The 19,638-nt window shown below is 62.7% G+C and carries 18 protein-coding genes; 9 read left to right on the top strand and 9 right to left on the bottom strand.

Annotation, left to right across the window (positions count from 1 at the left end; translation table 11 throughout):
• Position 1 precedes the first annotated feature (1 nt).
• The 3 genes from JNC62_RS11340 to JNC62_RS11330 all read right to left on the bottom strand — a co-directional run bounded on the left by JNC62_RS11340 (position 2) and on the right by JNC62_RS11330 (position 3,936).
• Positions 2 to 1,141, bottom strand: coding sequence for an ABC transporter ATP-binding protein (locus JNC62_RS11340; protein WP_374838796.1), 1,140 nt, complete (start codon positions 1,139 to 1,141; stop codon positions 2 to 4).
• A 93-nt stretch (positions 1,142 to 1,234) separates the two neighbouring features.
• Positions 1,235 to 2,341 carry a polyamine ABC transporter substrate-binding protein gene (locus tag JNC62_RS11335; RefSeq protein WP_374838795.1) on the bottom strand — a complete coding sequence of 369 codons (1,107 nt, stop codon included), beginning with the start codon at positions 2,339 to 2,341 and terminating at the stop codon, positions 1,235 to 1,237.
• 179 nt (positions 2,342 to 2,520) lie between these two features.
• A complete protein-coding gene (locus JNC62_RS11330; RefSeq protein WP_374838793.1) occupies positions 2,521 to 3,936 on the bottom strand; it encodes a helix-turn-helix domain-containing protein in 1,416 nt (471 codons plus the stop codon).
• A 241-nt stretch (positions 3,937 to 4,177) separates the two neighbouring features.
• Between JNC62_RS11330 and aceA the strand changes: the two genes are divergently transcribed.
• The 3 genes from aceA (at position 4,178) to JNC62_RS11315 (ending at position 7,084) form a co-directional block, all read left to right on the top strand.
• Positions 4,178 to 5,467: an isocitrate lyase gene (gene aceA, locus JNC62_RS11325; protein WP_374838791.1), complete on the top strand. Its 1,290-nt coding sequence runs from the start codon at positions 4,178 to 4,180 to the stop codon at positions 5,465 to 5,467.
• Positions 5,468 to 5,594: 127 nt separating this feature from the next.
• Positions 5,595 to 5,834 (top strand): SMc00767 family acetate metabolism repressor, encoded by a 240-nt coding sequence (locus JNC62_RS11320; RefSeq protein WP_374838789.1) that lies wholly within the window; start codon positions 5,595 to 5,597, stop codon positions 5,832 to 5,834.
• 173 nt (positions 5,835 to 6,007) lie between these two features.
• Positions 6,008 to 7,084 carry a helix-turn-helix transcriptional regulator gene (locus JNC62_RS11315; RefSeq protein ID WP_374838788.1) on the top strand — a complete coding sequence of 359 codons (1,077 nt, stop codon included), beginning with the start codon at positions 6,008 to 6,010 and terminating at the stop codon, positions 7,082 to 7,084.
• A gap of 44 nt (positions 7,085 to 7,128) precedes the next feature.
• On the opposite strand, the gene JNC62_RS11310 is transcribed toward JNC62_RS11315, so the two are convergent.
• Positions 7,129 to 7,272 carry a hypothetical protein gene (locus JNC62_RS11310; protein ID WP_374838786.1) on the bottom strand — a complete coding sequence of 48 codons (144 nt, stop codon included), beginning with the start codon at positions 7,270 to 7,272 and terminating at the stop codon, positions 7,129 to 7,131.
• Positions 7,273 to 7,491: 219 nt separating this feature from the next.
• Positions 7,492 to 8,670: a BaiN/RdsA family NAD(P)/FAD-dependent oxidoreductase gene (locus JNC62_RS11305; protein WP_374838784.1), complete on the bottom strand. Its 1,179-nt coding sequence runs from the start codon at positions 8,668 to 8,670 to the stop codon at positions 7,492 to 7,494.
• Between the two features lie 185 nt (positions 8,671 to 8,855).
• On the opposite strand from JNC62_RS11305, the gene JNC62_RS11300 reads away from it, so the two are divergent.
• The 5 genes from JNC62_RS11300 (at position 8,856) to edd (ending at position 15,944) form a co-directional block, all read left to right on the top strand.
• Positions 8,856 to 10,292: a glutamine synthetase family protein gene (locus JNC62_RS11300; protein ID WP_374838782.1), complete on the top strand. Its 1,437-nt coding sequence runs from the start codon at positions 8,856 to 8,858 to the stop codon at positions 10,290 to 10,292.
• 110 nt (positions 10,293 to 10,402) lie between these two features.
• On the top strand, positions 10,403 to 11,689 hold the full coding sequence (locus tag JNC62_RS11295; RefSeq protein ID WP_374838780.1) for an NAD(P)/FAD-dependent oxidoreductase: 1,287 nt from the start codon (positions 10,403 to 10,405) through the stop codon (positions 11,687 to 11,689).
• A gap of 94 nt (positions 11,690 to 11,783) precedes the next feature.
• Positions 11,784 to 13,256, top strand: a complete 1,473-nt coding sequence (gene zwf / locus JNC62_RS11290) for a glucose-6-phosphate dehydrogenase (RefSeq protein ID WP_374838778.1) — start codon at positions 11,784 to 11,786, stop codon at positions 13,254 to 13,256.
• A gap of 8 nt (positions 13,257 to 13,264) precedes the next feature.
• Entirely contained in the window at positions 13,265 to 13,963 is a 699-nt protein-coding gene (gene pgl, locus JNC62_RS11285) for a 6-phosphogluconolactonase (RefSeq protein WP_374838776.1), read from the top strand.
• 160 nt (positions 13,964 to 14,123) lie between these two features.
• The gene (gene edd / locus JNC62_RS11280; RefSeq protein WP_374838774.1) at positions 14,124 to 15,944 is read left to right on the top strand and encodes a phosphogluconate dehydratase; all 1,821 of its coding nucleotides are present in this window, start codon (positions 14,124 to 14,126) and stop codon (positions 15,942 to 15,944) included.
• Positions 15,945 to 15,968: 24 nt separating this feature from the next.
• Here edd and JNC62_RS11275 read toward each other — a convergent pair whose 3' ends face one another.
• Both JNC62_RS11275 and folD read right to left on the bottom strand, forming a co-directional pair.
• Positions 15,969 to 16,382 (bottom strand): hypothetical protein, encoded by a 414-nt coding sequence (locus JNC62_RS11275; protein WP_374838772.1) that lies wholly within the window; start codon positions 16,380 to 16,382, stop codon positions 15,969 to 15,971.
• A gap of 205 nt (positions 16,383 to 16,587) precedes the next feature.
• Positions 16,588 to 17,487: a bifunctional methylenetetrahydrofolate dehydrogenase/methenyltetrahydrofolate cyclohydrolase FolD gene (folD, locus tag JNC62_RS11270; protein WP_374838770.1), complete on the bottom strand. Its 900-nt coding sequence runs from the start codon at positions 17,485 to 17,487 to the stop codon at positions 16,588 to 16,590.
• A gap of 295 nt (positions 17,488 to 17,782) precedes the next feature.
• Here folD and JNC62_RS11265 point away from each other — a divergent pair, with 295 nt between their 5' ends.
• Complete coding sequence (locus JNC62_RS11265; protein WP_374838768.1) at positions 17,783 to 18,673, top strand: WecB/TagA/CpsF family glycosyltransferase; 891 nt, start codon at positions 17,783 to 17,785, stop codon at positions 18,671 to 18,673.
• A 66-nt stretch (positions 18,674 to 18,739) separates the two neighbouring features.
• On the opposite strand, the gene JNC62_RS11260 is transcribed toward JNC62_RS11265, so the two are convergent.
• Together JNC62_RS11260 and JNC62_RS11255 are read right to left on the bottom strand one after the other, a co-directional pair.
• Complete coding sequence (locus JNC62_RS11260) at positions 18,740 to 19,261, bottom strand: hypothetical protein (RefSeq protein ID WP_374838766.1); 522 nt, start codon at positions 19,259 to 19,261, stop codon at positions 18,740 to 18,742.
• Positions 19,258 to 19,626 carry a hypothetical protein gene (locus JNC62_RS11255; protein ID WP_374838764.1) on the bottom strand — a complete coding sequence of 123 codons (369 nt, stop codon included), beginning with the start codon at positions 19,624 to 19,626 and terminating at the stop codon, positions 19,258 to 19,260. The genes JNC62_RS11260 and JNC62_RS11255 overlap by 4 nt, the downstream gene beginning before the upstream one ends.
• Positions 19,627 to 19,638: the final 12 nt, after the last annotated feature.

The raw sequence follows: 19,638 nt of genomic DNA, 5'->3' as shown, positions 1-19,638 counted from the left end.
TTCAATCCCTCAGAATGACGCCGGCGGTCTCGGCGAAAGAGACCCAGACCTTCTCGTCATAGCCGATCGGGTTTTCCACCTCGCGCTGCGCATTGAGCATCGAGGTCTTCAGCACCTTGCCGCTCGGCAGCTTGATGCGCAGCACGGTCATGTCGCCAAGGTAGCCGATGTCCCAGACCTCGCCTTCGGCGGCGTTGACGGTCGGATCCGTAGGTGCCGAGCGGCTGACCTTGAGCTTTTCGGGGCGGATGGCAAATGCGGCGTTGGCGCCTGGCGAATGCGCTGCATCGCTCAGGGCGCGCACGGTGAAATCGTCGCCGGCGATCTCGATCCTGCCAGTTCCAACGCTCTTGACCTTGCCTTCCAGAATATTGACGTCACCGATGAAGTCCGCCACGAAGCGCGAATTCGGCGCCTCATAGATTTCTGCCGGCGTTGCCACCTGGATGACCTTGCCGTGGCTCATCACCGCGATCCGGTCGGCCATGGTCATCGCCTCCTCCTGGTCGTGCGTGACGACGACGAAGGTGAGGCCAAGCTCCTGCTGCAGGTCCATCAGCTCGAACTGCGTTTCTTCCCGCAGCTTCTTGTCGAGCGCGCCGAGCGGCTCGTCGAGCAGCAGAACCTTCGGTCGCTTGGCAAGCGATCGCGCCAGCGCCACACGCTGGCGCTGGCCGCCGGACAGTTGTTGCGGCTTTCGTTTCGCGAACTGTTCGAGCTTGACCAGCTTCAGCATCTGCGCAACGCGCGCGGCAATCTCGGGCTTGGGCATGCCGTCCTGCCTGAGGCCGAAGGCGATGTTGCTTTCCACTGTCATATGCGGAAACAGCGCATAGGATTGGAACATCATGTTGACCGGCCGCTTGTAGGGCGGAATGGCGGCAATGTCCTGGCCGTCCAGGATGATCTCGCCCGAGGTCGGCCGCTCAAAGCCCGCAAGCATACGCAGAAGGGTCGACTTGCCACAACCGGACGCTCCGAGCAGGGCAAAGAACTCACGGTTGTAGATGTTCAGCGTGAGATCGTCGACGGCAGTGAAATCGCCGAACTTCTTCGTGACATTGCGGAACGTTATGAACGGCTTTTCATTCGGATCCGTCCACGGCGTGAAAGCGCGACGGATATTACCGAGAGACTTCATTGCCTGTCCCCATCTCGTTTCTTGGCAGTTTTTTCGCGATCGAAATGAAAAAGCCCGGAGAGCGACGCTTCCGGGCAATTGGGCTCGAGCCGGTTACTGACCGGTTACGATCTTGGTCCAGGTTCGGGTGAACAGCCGCTGCGTCTTGGCGTCCAGCGTCGTGTTGGTGAAAAGCTTCTTCAGCGTTGCTTCGTTCGGATAGATCGTCGGGTCGTTGACGATTTCCGGATCGAGAACGGCCTGCGAAGCCTTGTTGCCATTGGCGTAGTGAATGTAGGTGGAGGCCTTGGCAATCACTTCCGGACGCATCATGTAGTTCAGGAACTCGTGTGCTTCCTCGACGTGCGGCGCGTCTGCCGGAATGGCCATCTGGTCAAACCACATCTGCGTGCCTTCCTTCGGGATGACATAACCCACCTCGACGCCATTGCCGGCTTCTGCAGCCCGGTCGCGACCCTGGAAGATATCGCCCGACCAGCCGATCGCGATGCAGATGTCGCCGTTTGCAAGGCCGTTGATGAACTCGGACGAATGGAACTTGCGCACGAACGGCCGGATCTTCACGAGCGCTTCTTCGGCCTTGGCGACGTCGGCCGGGTCATGGCTGTCGGGATTCAGGCCGAGATAGGCAAGCGTGACCGGGATGATGTCGGTCGGCGAATCGAGCATGTTGATGCCGCAATCCTTGAGCTTCTCGGCATTTGCCGGATCGAAGATCACCTTCCAGCTGTCGATTTCGTCGGTGCCTAGGGCTTCCTTGACCTTGGCCTTGTTATAACCGATGCCGACGGTGCCCCACATGTAGTTGATCGAGTACTCATTGCCGGGATCAAACGTCTGCATGCGCTCGCTGATCATGTCCCACATGTTCTTCAGGTTCGGCAGCTTCGACTTGTCGAGCTTCTGATAGACGCCGGCTGCAATCTGGCGCTGCAGGAAGGTGTTGGTCGGCACGACGACATCGTAACCGGTCCCGCCTGTGAGCAGCTTCGCCTCCAGCGTTTCATTGGCGTCGAAAACGTCGTAGACGACCTTGATCCCCGTCTCCTTGGTGAAGTCAGACAGGATCGACTCATCGATGTAGTCGGACCAGTTGTAGACATTCACCACCCGTTCCTGCGCCATGGCTGGAAGGCCGGCAACGCCAGATATTACCGCAACGGCGGCCGTCGCCAAAAGATTACGTCTTTTCATAAACATGGCTCCCAGTTTTCAATAATTGTCGGTTCCCGTGGGGCGGTCGATTGTCAATTATGTTTTTTTTCCGACGCGCGACAAGCATCATTCTCACGTGAAGAATTCGTCGCAACATTGGTATCACATTTCGACCTTTCCTATCATATTTGAAATCGCATCCGCCTCGGAATGCAAGCAGAATCTTACTGAAAATCAAAAAGGCTGAGGCCCGCGACCATCTCGTCCAGCCCAAGCGGGCGCGTCACGGGCGGCTCAGCGCGCGCCAGACACCCCTGCCGTTCGCACAGGCGGCATGCGGTTCCCACCGGGATCGGAGCACATTGTCCGACCGCCTCCCCGTACACCGTCTCGGCAGCCATGGCGGCGTCGCAGCCGATCAACAGCGCGGTGCGGCGAACCCGCTCGCCGAAAGCCGACTGCGGACCTTCGAGCGTCCTGGAAACGAGGAGGAAAGCCGCGCCATCCGGCATCTCCACACGATCAACGATGACTTGCCCGGGCTGGGCGAAGGCTGCATGGATATTCAGTTTCGGGCAGCCGCCGCCGAAACGGGCCTGCGGGAAGCCTTGCGCCCCGGCTCTGCGCAAACGATGCCCGGCATTGTCTATCTCCAGCAAGAAGAATGGGATTGCCGGCCGCCCGGGTCTTTGCAGCATCGTCAATCTGTTTGCCGCCTGCTCATAGGAAACGGAAAAGCGCGATCGAAGGGCATCGATGTCGAAGCGCACCCGTTGCGCGGCACTACAAAAGCTCTCGTACGGCATCATCAGCGCGTGCGCCGCATAGCGCGCCAGCTCGAAGCGAGCGATGCGGCGCGCCTCGCCGCCTGACAGCCCCAGTTGGTCGAGTTCCGCCGTGATCTCGTCCTGCAGGACGATCTGAACGGCCTCCATCGCGACCTCCCGCAGTTGGTCATGCATGGACAGACGCTCGGAGAGGAAAAGTCGCATGGAGTGCCGGTCGAAGCGTCGGCGGAGCGTCGGCATGGCATGGATCGGCAGGAGACGCACGACCACGCCGTGCTCCCTTTTCAACCACGCCCTCAGCGCCCCCATAAGATCGTCTGCGGGCGCCAGCGCCTCGTGAAAGCGCTCCGCCGCCACGTCGATCCCGTCGAAATAGTTGGGACGCTGCTCGAGCTTCTCGCGCACCTCGTCCACGGGCAAGCGCGCGCCGGCAAGCGATGTGGCACGGCCTTCGCGAGACAGCAACTCGGCAAGATCGGACAGCCGCAGCGCCTGTTCGCGATAGGCCCGATAGAGCTTCAGGATACCACCGGCCACATTCGGTGCGGCATCGGCGACCTCGACCAGTTCCTGGTCGCCGGGCAGTTCTCCGGCCAGCAGCGGATCAGCAAAGACCTCCCGCAGCTGCCGCGCAATGCCGCTCGCCTCGCCCTGCAGGTCCTCCAGGTCGACCTTGTAGACGGAGGCGAGCCGCAACAGCAACTGCACCGTCAACGGGCGCTGGTTGCGCTCGATCAGATTGAGGTAGGACGGCGAGATCGAAAGGGCCTGCGCCATTGCCGTCTGGGTGAGGCCAAGCGTGTTGCGGATGCGACGGACCTTCGGCCCCGCGAAGATCTTGTTCTCGGCCATTTTGTCAATCCCTTGACATTCGCAGCGGTAATCGCACCCAGCGTTGCTTTTACTATCTTTACAGATTTACACGAGGATCATGTGAAGAGCAACACATGATAACCCGTTTCCCTGTCGCGCTTTCCCGATAATCCTCGCGGATTTGTGCGTCGCGATGTAAACATTCCTACATCAAAACGCGGCGCAAACTCCGAATGAGGGAGTAAAAGCCCGATGACAGATCCGATGGAGGCAGACCACAATGACTGATTTTTACAATCTCGTCCCGACCGCACCGCAAGGCCGCTTCGACGGCATCGAACGGCCCTATGCGGCGGACGATGTGAAGCGTCTGCGCGGCTCCGTCCAGATCAAGTACACGCTGGCGGAAATGGGCGCCAACCGTCTGTGGAAGCTGATCCACGAGGAAGACTTCGTCAACGCGCTCGGCGCCCTTTCCGGCAACCAGGCCATGCAGATGGTCCGCGCCGGCCTGAAGGCGATCTATCTGTCCGGCTGGCAGGTTGCCGCCGACGCGAACACCGCGTCCGCGATGTATCCGGACCAGTCGCTCTACCCGGCCAATGCCGCACCGGAGCTTGCCAAGCGCATCAACCGCACGCTGCAGCGCGCCGACCAGATCGAGGCGCAGGAAGGCAAGGGGCTTTCGGTCGACACATGGTTCGCGCCGATCGTCGCCGACGCCGAAGCGGGCTTCGGCGGCCCCCTCAACGCCTTCGAGATCATGAAGGCCTTCATCGAGGCCGGCGCTGCCGGCGTGCATTTCGAGGACCAGCTGGCGTCGGAAAAGAAATGCGGCCATCTCGGCGGCAAGGTGCTGATCCCGACTGCGGCCCATATCCGCAACCTGACGGCTGCCCGCCTTGCTGCGGACGTGATGGGAACGCCGACGCTGATCATCGCGCGCACCGATGCGGAAGCGGCCAAGCTTTTGACCTCCGACATCGATGAACGCGACCGGCCGTTTGTCGACTACGATGCCGGCCGCACGGTCGAGGGCTTCTACCAGGTGCGCAACGGGATCGAACCGTGCATCGCCCGCGCGATCGCCTACGCACCCTATTGCGACCTGATCTGGATGGAAACCTCCAAGCCGGACCTCGAGCAGGCCCGCAAGTTCGCGGAGGCCGTGCACAAGGCCCATCCCGGCAAGAAGCTGGCTTACAACTGCTCGCCGTCGTTCAACTGGAAGAAGAACCTGGATGATGCAACGATCGCCAAGTACCAGAAGGAACTGGGGGCGATGGGCTACAAGTTCCAGTTCATCACGCTGGCCGGCTTCCATCAGCTGAACTACGGCATGTTCGAGCTGGCGCGCGGCTACAAGGATCGCCAGATGGCCGCCTATTCGGAGCTGCAGCAGGCTGAATTCGCCGCGGAAGCGAACGGCTACACCGCAACCAAACACCAGCGCGAAGTCGGCACCGGTTACTTCGATGCCGTCTCGGTGGCGATCTCCGGCGGTCAGTCGACGACCACGGCGATGAAGGAATCGACCGAGACGGATCAGTTCCGCCCGGCTGCGGAGTGATCGGCAAACGCCGCGAACTTGCTCTCTCCCGTCTGCGGGAGAGAGGCATGCCTACGCCTCCGCTGCGTGGCAGTGCCGCGGGCGGAGAAAACTTCCCGTTCAAGAACCCCGTAAGAGGAGAAATGCCATGACTGTCCAGACCCGCGTCAAGGAACGCGCCGAAGAGCAATCCTCGGCAATGACGCCCGACCAACAGGCGGCGATCCGCATGGTGGCAAACGATCTCCACCGCCTGAACCAGGCCGTCATGAAGGCGGTCGATGCCGGCGTCTCGGTCGAACTCGTCCGCTCCGCCCGCCACCACGGCGGTGGCGGCAATTGGGGCGACCTGCTGATCCCGGTCATCGTCACCCAAGGCAGGGGCTGACAGCCGCCGGCACATCTTCATCAACTGTATCGGAATGGAAGGCCGGCTCGACCGGCCTTCTTCCTTTGCACGCATGACGACCATTGGCGCCCCTCTTGCTTATCGCGATGGTTGTGCCATAGTCCGCCTCACGTAACGGCAGGTGGGCGATGCTGCGAAGTGAGACGGCGGATTTGGCTGAATTGACAGACCTCGTCTACGGCTGTCTTTTCGGCGAGTGCAGTTGGCAGGACTTTCTAGACCGTCTTGCATCCACCCTGCCCGGGGGCAAGACGGCGCTGCACTATCACAATTGCACCTCATCTCATCTGCTCTTTACGTCCGGATTCAGCGACGCAGAAATCGATCAGTTCTCGAACCATTTTGCGTCGGTGAATCCCTGGTTCCCCCACAACATGCAGGTTCCTGTGGGTCAGGGGGTGATCAGCGAGGACCTTGTGCCGCGCGATCAGCTGATCAGAACCGAATTCTACAACGATTGGCTGAAAGGACAGGTCAACTGCGAAACCGCCGTCGGCGTCACGATGATCCGCGAACCAACGCACGCCTTGTTTCTGCTCACCTGCACTTCCTCGCTCGACACCGCCGTCAACCGGCGCGCCGCCGAACTTTACACGGCGCTCTCCCCGCACCTCAGACGGATGGTCGATTTCGTGCGCAAGGCCGACGTCACGCTGGCGCCCGGCCAAGCCGGACAGGAATTGTTCGACGCAGTCGGGATCGGCCTGATCTACGTATCGGAAAATCGGCTGGTCCGCTCCTTGAACGACAGCGCCAAGCAGATGCTTGCGAACGGCGCACCGATCCGCCTGGCGGCCAGCGGCCGCCTCGGCTTTCAATTGCCGCAGGCGACGGAAAAACTCGATCAACTGGTCTCGCGCGACGCAGGCCAGTCCGAGCCGCATGTCATGACGGTCAAGGGCAGCGACGACATCCTCTATCGGCTGACGCTGATCCGCATGACATCCGATCCCATGCGTGAGCTGCTAAACGGGCCGACCGTGGCCGTCATCGTGGAGCCGATGACCACGGGCAGTTCGGACGTTCGTCAGGAACGCCTGATGGAGACCTTCAAGCTGACCCGAAAAGAAGCCAGGATTGCCTCCGGCTTGCTGTCGGGCCTTACGCCGAAGGAAATGGCCCTCGCCGACGGCGTCAGCTACGAAACGATCCGCACCCGTCTGAAGAGCATCTATGCAAAACTGCATGTGAACTCACAGGCGGCTCTGGTCGCGATGCTGATGCGATGAGGTCCGTGCCGGCCCGGGAACCGCCGGGCGCGGATCGCCGCCGACTAAATAACCGCGACGGCCAATACCGCCAGCAGCATCGAAGCCGCAGCGCAATTGAAGGCGAGGCGGATGGCGCGGCGACGATGGTTTTCGGCGGCGGCGATCGCGATGGCACGGGCGACGGGACGGCGGCGGTCTGCAGGCATGGCGTGACTCCGTTTACGAGATACGGGACACCCGGATAATCCGGCCAGCCGGCCCACATCATGTTGTCCCTGCCAGCCCGCGAGAACGATCATCGGGGCGGCCGAAACGCCGACTGTGACAACAGGATCGGCCCGTAACTCCTAACGAAGAGTAAAGCCCGGATGGCCGCAATGCCAGTCCTACTTTCGCAGGCAGCCCTGAACCTCGCCGATGACTGATCAGGCGACCTGGCCTGCGGCATAGCCCGAAGCCCACGCCCATTGGAAATTGTAGCCGCCGAGCCAGCCGGTAACGTCGACGGCCTCTCCGATGACGTAGAGACCGGGAACGGATTTCGCCGCCATGCTGCGGGAATCAAGATCGTCGGTATCGACACCACCGAGCGTGACTTCGGCGGTGCGGTAGCCCTCGGATCCGGCCGGACGGACCTTCCAGCGGCGGATGTGCTCCCCGAGGGCCTCGACCTTGCGCATCGACAGCTCCGCCAATGTGCCCTCGATCCCCGCCTGCCTGACAAGCAACTGCGCCAGCTTGCGCGGCATGTGCTCGCAGAGCACGGTCAGGACCGCCTGCCTGCCGTTGACCTTGCGCGCCGCCGAAAGCACCTCGATCACATCCAGCCCGGGCTGGAGATGCAGCGTTATGTCCTCGCCCTCCCGCCAGAACGAGGAGATCTGCAGGATTGCCGGCCCGCTCAGTCCGCGATGGGTAAACAGCATCGCTTCCCGGAACGTGGCTCTCCCGTGCCCGGCAACCACTTCGACCGAGACGCCGGGCAGGCCGTCGTGTTCGGACAGCGTCGACGGATCGAGCGTCAGCGGCACGAGCCCCGGCCGGGTTTCGACGATGCGCAAGCCGAACTGCTCGGCGATGCGATAGGCAAACCCGGTCGCCCCCATTTTCGGGATCGACTTGCCGCCGGTGGCGACCACGAGCGACGTGGTTTCAACGGAACCACCGCTCGTGACGATCCGGAAACCGGCTTGCGACCGCTCGACGGAAGACACCTCAGTCGCCAGCCGCAGTTCTGCCCTGGCCGCGCGCATCTCCGTCAGGAGCATGGCGATGATGTCCTTCGCCGTGTGATCGCAGAAGAGTTGGCCGAGCGTCTTCTCATGCCAGGCGATGCCGTGGCGCTCCACCATGGCGAGGAAGTCCATCGGCGTGTAGCGGGCCAGCGCCGACTTGCAGAAATGCGGGTTCTGCGACAGGAAGTTCTTCGGTCCGGCGTTGATGTTGGTGAAGTTGCAGCGCCCGCCTCCCGAGATGCGGATCTTCTCGCCCGGCGCCTTCGCGTGGTCGATGACCAACACCCGCCGCCCGCGCTTGCCCGCCTCGATCGCGCACATCATGCCGGCGGCACCGGCACCGATGATGACCACGTCTCTTTTATCCATCACGTCGCATCTTTCTCGTTTGGCCTTCCATTCCGCTCCTGTTGATGAAAGTCAATCTGGCCCTTCGCTTCCGCACCGATCGATGCGATTTTGCGCATACAGGCTTGTTTTTCAGCGGTTTGCCCCCCTAGCCAATGCTTCAACTCCGCGTATGATGGCGCATCCGAAACCAAACCCGGTGTAACATGCCCTCAAAAAAGACCGTTGCCACTACAGTTCAGAAAGTCAGCCGCTCCTCCAAGATTCCTCCCGCCCTCACCGCCCCGCGCGGCGTCAAGACGTTGAGAGAGGCCGTCGACTGGCTCAAGTTCCGCGGCATCGAAGACATTGAGTGCATTACCCCGGACCTTGCCGGGGTACCGCGCGGCAAGATGATGCCGTCGTCGAAGTTCACTTCGAACACGTCGCTTGCCCTTCCCTCCGCCGTATACCGCCACACGATTTCGGGCGAGTATCCGGAAGAGACCGGACAATTCCGCTATGAACCGCGCGACAGCGATCTCAAACTCGTGCCCGATCTTTCCACGCTGAGCGTCGTGCCCTGGGAAACCGATCCTACGGCGCAATTGATCTGTGACGTCGTCGGGTCGACCGGCGAAAATGTAACCTACGCCCCGCGCAACGTTTTGAAGAACGTGGTGAACATGTACGCGGAGCGCGGCTGGCGCCCCGTCGTGGCGCCGGAGATCGAGTTCTATCTGGTCGCCATGAACGACGATCCGGACTATCCGCTGCACCCGCCGAAGGGCCGCTCGGGTCGCACCATTCTCGGCGGTCAGGGCTATTCGATCGCCGGCATCAACGAGTTCGACGAGCTGATCGACGACATTTACCACTTCTCCGAGAAGCAGGGACTGGAGATCGACACCCTGATCCACGAGGAAGGCCCGGCGCAGCTGGAGATCAACCTTCGCCACGGTGACCCGATCGAGCTTGCCGACCAGGTGTTCATGTTCAAGCGCACGATCCGCGAGGCAGCCCTCAAGCACGGCATCTACGCCACCTTCATGGCCAAGCCGATGCAGGGCCAGGCCGGGTCGGCGATGCACATCCACCAGTCCGTGGTCGATATCAAGACCGGCAGAAACGTCTTCTCCAACCCGGATGGCTCGCCCTCGAAGGAGTTCTTCCATTTCATCGGCGGAATGCAGACCTACGTTCCGAAAACGCTGGTGATGATGGCGCCCTACGTGAACTCCTATCGACGGCTGACCCCGGAAATGTCGGCACCGGTCAACAATGCCTGGGGCTACGACAACCGGACCACCGCGTTCCGCATCCCGGTGTCCGACGCGAATGCCCGTCGCGTCGAAAACCGGCTCCCCAGCTCCGACGCCAACCCGTATCTGGCGCTGGCTGCCTCGCTCGGTTGTGGTCTGCTGGGCATCATGAATGCCACCGAGCCGTCGCCGCCGACCGACGATGCGGCCAACGAAGGATCGATCGATCTGCCCCGCGGCCTGCTGGAAGCCGTTGCGCTGCTCGAATCCGATACGGAACTGGCGAAGGTCCTGGACCCGGAATTCATCGGGCTCTATGCCGGCGTCAAGCGCGGCGAGTTCGAGACCTTCATGCAGGTGATCAGCCCGTGGGAACGCGAGTTCCTGCTGCTCAACGTCTGATCTCCGTTTCCGGCTGCGCCGGAACGCCAAAGCGGTAGCACTCGAGGCTTCGGCAGTCGGCGTTCCGGCCACGTCGGCTCCTCCACCTTTTGCTACCGAAAGAATTTCCGATGTCCTGGCAAAGCCCGATTTCCCCTGGCGTCTCCTGGTATGAAGCGACGGTCGGCGAACGCCCCGAATACCCGCCGATGTCCGGCTCCTGCGAGGCCGACGTCGCCATCATCGGCGGCGGCTTCACCGGCCTGCAGGCCGCCTACAATCTCGCCCGCAAGGGCATCCGCGTCGTTTTGATCGAGGCCCACCGCCTCGGCGACGGCGCGTCCGGCCGCAACGGCGGCCAACTGGGCACCGGCCAGCGCGCCTGGCCGGAGGAACTGGAGGAAGAGCTTGGCTACGAGCGCTCCAAAGGCCTATTCGACCTTGCCGAACACGCCAAGCAGTACATTCACGATTTTGCCGCCTCGGAAAACCTCGACATCGAGTACGTGGCGGGCCAGCTGAATGTGTCCCACAAACAAAATCTCGAGAAGGACTACCGCGCCAATCCCGAGATCGCGGCGACGCGCTACGGCTACACGCACTCGACCTTCATGGACAAGGCCGAAACCCAGGAGCGAGTAGGCTCGACCCGCTACATCTTCGGCGTGCGGGATACCGGCACCGGCCACATCCATCCAATGAAGCTGCTGGTCGGCATCGGCAAGGCGGCCAAGGCTGCGGGTGCCGTCCTGCATGAAAGGACACCAGCCCTCAAGGTCGATCGCGCCGGCGGCAAGGCGGTCATCACCACGGCGACCGGCACGATCACGGCGGACAGGGCGCTGATCGCCTGCAACGCCTATATCGGCAATCTCGAACCAAAGACGGCAACCCACGTCATGCCGATCCGCTCCTTCATCGGCGCGACGCCGGTGCTGGACAGATTTCCGAAGATCTTGCCCGGCGGCGAAGCCGTCGCCGACTCGCGTTTCGTCGTGCGCTACTTCCGCAAGAGCCGCGACGGCCGCCTGCTGTTCGGCGGTCGCGAGGCCTACACTGCCGACAATCCGAGCGACATCACCCGGCATATCCGTCGCCAGATCACCGAAATCTATCCGGAGCTTTCGAAGGTTGAAATCCCGCACGCCTGGGGCGGCTCGGTCGGCATCACCATGCCGCGCAAGCCCTATGTCCGCGAGGTCATGCCCGGCATCACGTCGATTGGGGGGTACTCCGGCCACGGCGTCATGCTGGCGAACTATTGCGGCAAGCTTTATGCTGAAGTGGTTTCGGGCGGCAGCGCGGAGTTCGACATGATCAAGTCGTTGAAAATCCCAGCCTTCCCCGGTGGGCCGCGATTCCGCTCGCCACTGCTTTTCCTGGCAATGACCTGGTACGCGCTGCGCGACAAGCTTTAGAGCACGCCGCCTCGATTTTGTCGCGCCGCGCTCTGGTTATTTTAAATCGATTAGATTATAACGGCGCCAAACGCGAACCAAATCGAGAATTGCAATGAGCAGCCAATTCATTCCGGTCGAGCCGTTCGACTATGTCGTCTTCGGCGGCACCGGCGACCTGGCGGAGCGCAAGCTCCTGCCGGCGCTGTACCATCGCCAGATTGCGGGCCAGTTCTCCGAGCCGACGCGCATCATCGGTGCGTCGCGGGCGGCGATGACCGACGAGGCGTACCGCGAATTCGCAACCAAGGCGCTGCGCGAACACCTGAAGCCTGGTGAGCTCGACGACGGACAGCTCAAGGCCTTTACCGAGCGCCTGTTCTACGTTTCGGTCGACGCGAAATCGGAACAGGGCTGGGACAAGCTCAAGGAGATTCTCGACGAGGGCAAGGAGCGCGTGCGCGCCTTCTATCTCGCCGTCGCTCCGGCGATCTTCGGCGAGATTGCCGAGAAGATCCGCGATCACAAGCTGATCACCAAGCAGACCCGCATCGTGGTCGAGAAGCCTATCGGTCGCGACCTCGCCTCGGCCACGGAACTGAACAACACGATCGGCAAGGTGTTTCGCGAAGACCAGATCTTCCGCATCGATCACTATCTCGGCAAGGAGACGGTGCAGAACCTGATGGTGCTGCGTTTTGCCAATGCGCTCTACGAGCCGCTCTGGAACTCCGCCCATATCGACCACGTGCAGATCACGGTGGCCGAATCCGTCGGCCTTGAAAGCCGCGCCGGCTATTACGACAAGGCGGGCGCATTGCGCGACATGGTGCAGAACCACATCCTGCAGCTCGTCTGTCTGGTGGCGATGGAAGTCCCCTCCTCGATGGACGCGGAAGCCGTCCGCGACGAGAAGCTGAAGGTGCTGCGGGCGCTCAAACCGATCGACGAGTACAATGTCGAACGGTTGACGGTGCGCGGCCAGTACCGCGCCGGCGCCTCGGCCGGGGGGCCGGTGAAAGGCTATCTCGAGGAACTGGAAGGCGGGGTCTCCAACACCGAGACCTTCGTCGCCATCAAGGCCGAGATCGGCAACTGGCGCTGGGCGGGCGTGCCCTTCTACATCCGCACCGGCAAGCGCATGGCAACCCGCGTCTCCGAGATCGTCATCACCTTCAAGCCGATTCCACACTCGATCTTCGAGCCAGCCGCCGGCCGCATCGAGGCCAACCAACTCATCATTCGTCTGCAGCCAGGTGAAGGCGTCAAGCAATGGCTGATGATCAAGGACCCCGGACCGGGCGGCATGCGACTTCGCAGCGTCCCCCTTGACATGACCTTCGCCCAGGCCTTCGATTCCCGCAATGCGGATGCCTATGAACGGCTGCTGCTCGACGTCATCCGCTCCAACCAGACCCTGTTCATGCGCCGCGACGAGGTCGAGGCGGCATGGCACTGGATTGACCCGATCCTGAAGGCTTGGGACGTGACCGGCCAGCAGGCGCAGGGCTACACGGCCGGCACGTGGGGCCCAAGCCAGGCGATCGCCCTAATCGAGCGCGATGGCCGCACATGGCACGAAAGCTGAGGCGGGCCATGGTGACGAAGTTTCATGAGTTTGCCGATGCCGCCAGGTTGGCCGAGGGGCTGGCGGATACGGTTGCCGCAGCGCTGCGGACGGCGATTGCCGAACGCGGCAAGGCTACGATCGCGGTCTCCGGCGGGTCGACGCCCAGGCAGTTTTTCAAGGCGCTTTCGACAAGGGACATCGACTGGCCGAGGGTGACCGTCACGCTGGTGGACGAGCGGTTCGTTCCGGCCGCAAACCCTCGCTCCAATCATCTTCTGGTGGCCGAAAACCTGTTGCAAGGTGCTGCCGCCAAAGCACGTTTCCTGCCCCTCTACCGCACGGCGAAAAGCGCGGAGGATGCTGCCAGGCTGGCCGGCGAGGAACTGGCCAGGCTCGCGGTTCCTTTCGACGTGGTGGTCCTCGGCATGGGCAATGACGGCCACACTGCGTCGTTCTTCCCGGGCGGAAATCACCTGGCGGAAGCGCTGTCTGCAGCGACACCCCGCGGCGTGATCACCATGGAGGCGGAAGGTGCCGGCGAAACCCGTCTCACGCTCACCTTCTCCAGCCTTCAGGACGCGCGCCTTCTGGTGCTGCACATCGAAGGTCAGGCCAAGAAGGAGGCCCTGGAGAAAGCACTTGGCGAAGGTGACGAGACAGAGATGCCCGTGCGTGCGATCTTCCGGCGCGCGGCAACGCCCGTCGACATCTTCTGGGCCCCATAGCCGGCCGGACTGTCGGAGCGCCCGCACCGCCTGGAGCAGAGGCGCTGACCGCCGGTCATCGAGTCAGGACGGGCCGCGACAAATCCGCGGCCGCCACAAGGTTTCGGCAGACCCTCAAGGGTCCGCGTAAACACTTCAGAGAAAAATCAGGATCGCTCCCATGTCCGCCGATTCCCGCATTGAAGCCATCACCGCCCGCATCGTCGAACGCTCGAAGCCCCATCGCGAACCGTATCTCGACCGGTTGCGGGCTGCGGCCTCGCAGGGCGTGCATCGCTCGGTGCTCTCCTGCGGCAACCTTGCGCATGGTTTTGCGGCCTGCTCCCCCGGCGAAAAGACGGCACTTGCCGGCGATCACGTTCCCAACCTCGGCATCATCACTTCCTATAACGACATGCTCTCGGCCCATCAGCCGTTCGAGACCTATCCGGCGCTGATCCGGCAGGCGGCGCGCGAGGCCGGCGGCGTGGCGCAGGTGGCGGGCGGGGTCCCGGCGATGTGCGACGGCGTCACGCAGGGCCAGCCGGGCATGGAACTGTCGCTGTTCTCGCGCGACCTGATCGCCATGGCGGCGGGCGTGGGCCTGTCGCACAACATGTTCGACGCCGTCGTCTATCTCGGCGTCTGCGACAAGATCGTGCCCGGCCTCACCATTGCGGCGCTGACATTCGGTCATCTGCCGGCGGTCTTCGTTCCCGCCGGGCCGATGACCTCCGGGCTGCCGAACGATGAAAAGGCGCGCGTGCGCCAGCTCTTCGCCGAGGGCAAGGTGGGTCGCGACGAACTGCTGGAGGCGGAATCGAAATCCTATCACGGGCCCGGCACCTGCACCTTCTACGGCACCGCCAACTCCAACCAGATGCTGATGGAGATCATGGGCTTTCACCTGCCCGGCGCGTCCTTCGTCAATCCGGGCACGCCGCTGCGCGACGCGCTGACGAAGGAAGCGGCAAAGCGCGCGCTCGCCATCACCGCGCAGGGCAACGAGTTCACGCCGGCCGGCGAGATGATTGACGAGCGCTCGATCGTCAACGGCGTGGTCGGCCTGCATGCCACCGGCGGCTCGACCAACCACACGATGCATCTGATCGCGATGGCGCGCGCGGCCGGCATCATCCTCACCTGGAAGGACATTTCCGACCTCTCGGACATCGTGCCGCTGCTCGCTCGCGTCTATCCGAACGGACTGGCCGACGTGAACCACTTTCATGCGGCCGGCGGGATGGGCTTCCTGATCAAGGAACTGTTGAAGGCCGGCTATCTGCACGACGACGTGCGCACGGTCTATGGCCAGGGCCTGCACGCCTACACGATCGAGCCCCGGCTTTCGGACGGCGGCACGGTGCGGCGTGAGCCGGCACCGGTCGTCAGCCACGATCCAAAGGTGCTCGCCAGTGTCGAACATCCGTTCCAGCACACCGGCGGACTGAAGATGCTTTCGGGCAACCTCGGCAGCGCCGTCATCAAGATCTCCGCGGTCAAGCCGGAGCGTCATGTGATCGAGGCACCCGCGAAGGTGTTCCACGACCAGGCCGAGCTGAACGCCGCCTTCAAGGCGGGGCAATTGGAGGGAGACTTCGTCGCCGTTGTCCGCTTCCAGGGGCCGAAGGCGAACGGCATGCCGGAACTGCACAAGCTGACCACCGTGCTCGGCATCCTGCAGGATCGCGGCCAGCAGGTCGCGCTTTTGACGGACGGGCGCATGTCGGGCGCCTCGGGCAAGGTCCCGGCCGCGATCCATGTCACCCCCGAGGCCGCCGATGGCGGGCCGATCGCCCGCATCCGAGAGGGCGACATCATCCGGGTCGACGCGATCAACGGAACGTTCGACGTGCTGGTTGATGCCGCCGAGTTTGCCGCGAGAACGCCGGTGTCAGCCGACCTTGCCGGCAACGAGTTCGGCATGGGCCGTGAGCTTTTCGCCGCTTTCCGCGCCATCGCGGGGCCTGCCGATCACGGCGCAAGCGTGCTGTTTGCCTAAATTGAAGGCGCCGCCTCTGAGACGTCAGCCGTAGATGTCCAGCGTCCGATCCCGATGGTTCGGGTGGGTGCTGTAGACGAAGATGCGGTTCATGTCCTTTTCCGCAAGCAACCGCAGGAAGCGGGCTTCGACGGTATCATTGGCGTGGACGCGCAGCGCCAGGCAGCCGATCATCGGGACGCGGGCGCTGACGACGTCGAGATAGAAGTTCCTCGGCAGCTTGAATCGGGTCGAGATCTTCAGCAAAGCACCGCTGCGCGAGAGCCTGATGATCTGGCAGCGCCGCGAAGCAAGATTCACCATGCCGCCATTCTCGGTGAATTCGATCCGAGCCTCGTTGCAGGTATCCTCCATCGGGAAGGTCTTTTCCCGATCGTACATGAACGATTCTTCCTTGTTCAGGTAGACCGAACGTTGAGGAGAAGAGGGCGTGCTCATTGCGGTATTCCCATGCCTTGCTTGCGGTGAAACACTAGCTGGGAACCTTTAAAATGAGGTTGAGCACGCCGCTAAAAGGCGGTCATCTGGTCCATAACGTCATGCACTAAAAGTCGCCGCCGCCGTCAAAGACGGCAGAGCCTGCTCCTGGTCGCATGGCATGTCGGGGCGCGAGGCGGCCGACCGCCCGCGCACCGGCCAGCGATCAGAACTTCGGCGCCTTGCGCCCTGATTTGCGATAGGCGGCGATGGCGGTGTTGGCCATCAGCATGGCGATCGTCATGGGGCCGACGCCGCCAGGAACCGGCGTGATCGCGCCGGCGATCTTTGCGCATTCCTCGTAGGCCACATCACCGACCAGGCGCGACTTGCCTTCGCCCTTGTCCGGCGCCGGCACGCGGTTGATGCCGACATCGATGACCGTGGCTCCCGGCTTGACCCAGTCTGCCTTGACCATCTGCGGGCGTCCGACCGCGGCGACAAGGATGTCGGCGTTGCGGCACACCGCAGCAAGATCCTTGGTTCGCGAGTGGGCCATCGTCACCGTGGCGTTGGCATTGAGCAGCAGCGCGCCCATCGGCTTGCCGAACAGATTGGAGCGGCCGATGACGACGGCGTTCAATCCGGACAGGTCTTCCCCGTGGACGCCGCGCACCAGGACCATTGAACCTGCCGGCGTACAGGAGATCAGCCCACCGTCGAGATCCCCGGTCGCAAGCTTACCGGCATTGACCACATGCAGGCCGTCGACGTCCTTCTCCGGCAGGATCGACTGGATGATCGGCTCGGAATTCAGATGCTTCGGCAGCGGCAGCTGCACGAGGATGCCATGCACCGTCTCGTCGGCGTTCAGCGTCTGCACCAGGGCGGCCAATTCTTCCTGGGTGGTCTCCTCGGGCAACGTATGCTGGATCGAGGCGAAGCCGCATTCCTTGGCCATCCGGCTCTTGGAGGACACATAGGCATGGCTTGCCGGGTCGTCCCCGACGATAACCACCGCCAGGCCGGTTTTGACGCCGGCTTCCTGCTCGAGGTTCCGGGCAGCAGCCTTGACGGCGTCAATCACGGAAGCGGCAACCTGCTTCCCATCGATAATGGTGGTCACGTTCTTCTCCCTCGCGAACTGCGCGAAATCTAATGGCTTCCGAGCCCCGGCAATAGCCTCTCCGCGTCCTATGTTGTCAAAAAAGGAATACTGCAAGCGCGCCGACCGGCGACCAAGTGGCGCATTGCGCCGCCAATGCCCGGCAAGCGGGACTGCAATATCGATTGGCCCGGCGCGAATTTCAGGTGATGGCAAACGATTCGTAAATGCGAAGCATCGCTCTTTAGCGAGCAACTTAAGTCTGCCTTGAGGCGAAGCTGATAGACGCAGAGCGAAGCCTGAGGGACACGCGCCGATGACCGATCTCTTCGCCGATGACCGGCTCTCCGCCGATCCGGTCAATCGCTCCGCCCTGAACCGAAGGGAAACCCCGCCTTTGGCAGACCCCGGCCCGGTCTTTCAAGCGTCCACCGCGCTCAAGGCGTCGCAGCGCGACATCCTGGGCCTGCCCGTCTGTGACCTGGACTGGGACAACGCCTTCGAATTCGCGGCGCGACTGGCCGACATGCCGATCGGACAGACGACCATTGCCTTTCTGAACGCCCACTGCGCCAACCTGATGCTGAGTGATCCGCAATACCGCGGCGCGCTCGCGCGGCAGGTCGTCTTTCCGGATGGCCAGGGCGTCGACGTGGCATCGCAGGTCATCCACGGCCGCATCTTTCGGGCCAATCTCAACGGCGTCGATTTCGTGCCTGCCCTGCTGACCTATATGGAGGCACCGAAGCGCGTCGCGCTCGTCGGCGCCGAGTGGCCGGTGCTGCTGCGGGCGACCGAGAAGCTTCGGGAGCACGCCCCCTGGCATGAGTTCAACGCTGTCGCGGACGCTTCCTTCGAACCCGGCGAGTCTGCGGCCGTCACCGAGAAGGTGCGGAGATTGGCGCCCGACATCCTGCTCGTCTCCATGGGAAGCCCCGTGCAGGAAAAATGGATCGACCGGCACGTGACACCCGGTCACGCGCGGCTCGTGATCAGCGTCAGCAACCTGTTCGATGAAATCGCCCGCCAAACGGCGAAAACCCCGGAGCGCGTGCACCATCTCCGGTTCGCGTGGCTGTTGCGTCTGATCAAGGAGCCGCGGCTGGGCTGGTATCGCTATATCGTCGGATACCCACGGTTCCTGCATCATGTCGCCCGCTACAAGCTTCGCAGCCTGGTCGGCCGCCAACGCGGCGAAAGCGCATGACACAAATGCGGTGCCGGGCCATCGACGGCGACTGGCCCGTGCTGACCGAGCCCCTGTTCGACCGGCTCAGCCCGCGGGGGACTGAGCGGCAGCGCCCGCATCGCCCTTGACGATGTTGGTGCCCTTTCGCGCCGGCTTCGAATTCACCTCGACCTTGGCGATGTAGTCGATCTGCTCGATCATCACCTGGTCGATGACCGCCTCGCCAAAGCGCTTGTTCAGGCCGTCCTTTACCGTTGCGCGGAAATTGTCGACGTCGAAGCTGTCCAGCTTCTCCACATCGATCATTTTCTGCCCGACGAGCAGCGTATAGAGCTCGTCGGTGATTGCTTCGGTTAGCGGAACCACCTGTTTTGCCGCCAGCGCCGTGTTGGCGGTGTAGGACAGGCGGGCGATAAAGTATCCCTTGACGGCGCCGTCGGAGATCACGGGGATGGTCGCCTGACCGCCCTTGACAAGCTCCAATGCCGCCGCGCGCGCGGCAGCCTCCTCATCGACCCTGGGTGCGGCAGCCATCTGCATGGAGAAATAGACCGACGCCAAGGTGATGGCGCAGATCCAGATGCCGGTGAGGACGAGCTTGATCACAGTTGGTACCCCAGACGGAACTGCTCCTGCGAGTAGGTGCCATCCTCTTCCTGCTCACGCACCGCATCCTTCAGAAGCTGCACGACGGCGCGAACGGCCTCGAGGTGGGCCGACACGCGTTGCGCGTTGACAGCGAGCTTCTCCCTAAGGGCCTTCAGCTGCGGACCGAAGGCCGTCGGCATTTCGTCTGCCTGGACGTCGCGCGAGAGCATGGCCAGCTCATACAGGCAGCGGCTCTTGTGCGCATTCGAAGTCTGCAGATCGAAGTCCGGATCGACGCCGATGCCGGCGTTTTCCGCGTCGACGATGTTTTCAAGCCGGTTCAGTACGGTGCGGATACGGAGATCGTTCGTTGCCATGTCCATTGTTGTTTCCTC

It is taken from the genome of Mycoplana ramosa (genome assembly GCF_041930185.1).
Taxonomy (GTDB): Bacteria; Pseudomonadota; Alphaproteobacteria; order Rhizobiales; family Rhizobiaceae; genus Mycoplana; species Mycoplana ramosa.
The sequence above is the reverse complement of the archived record's forward strand: the minus strand, read 5'-3'. Positions and strand labels throughout refer to the sequence as shown.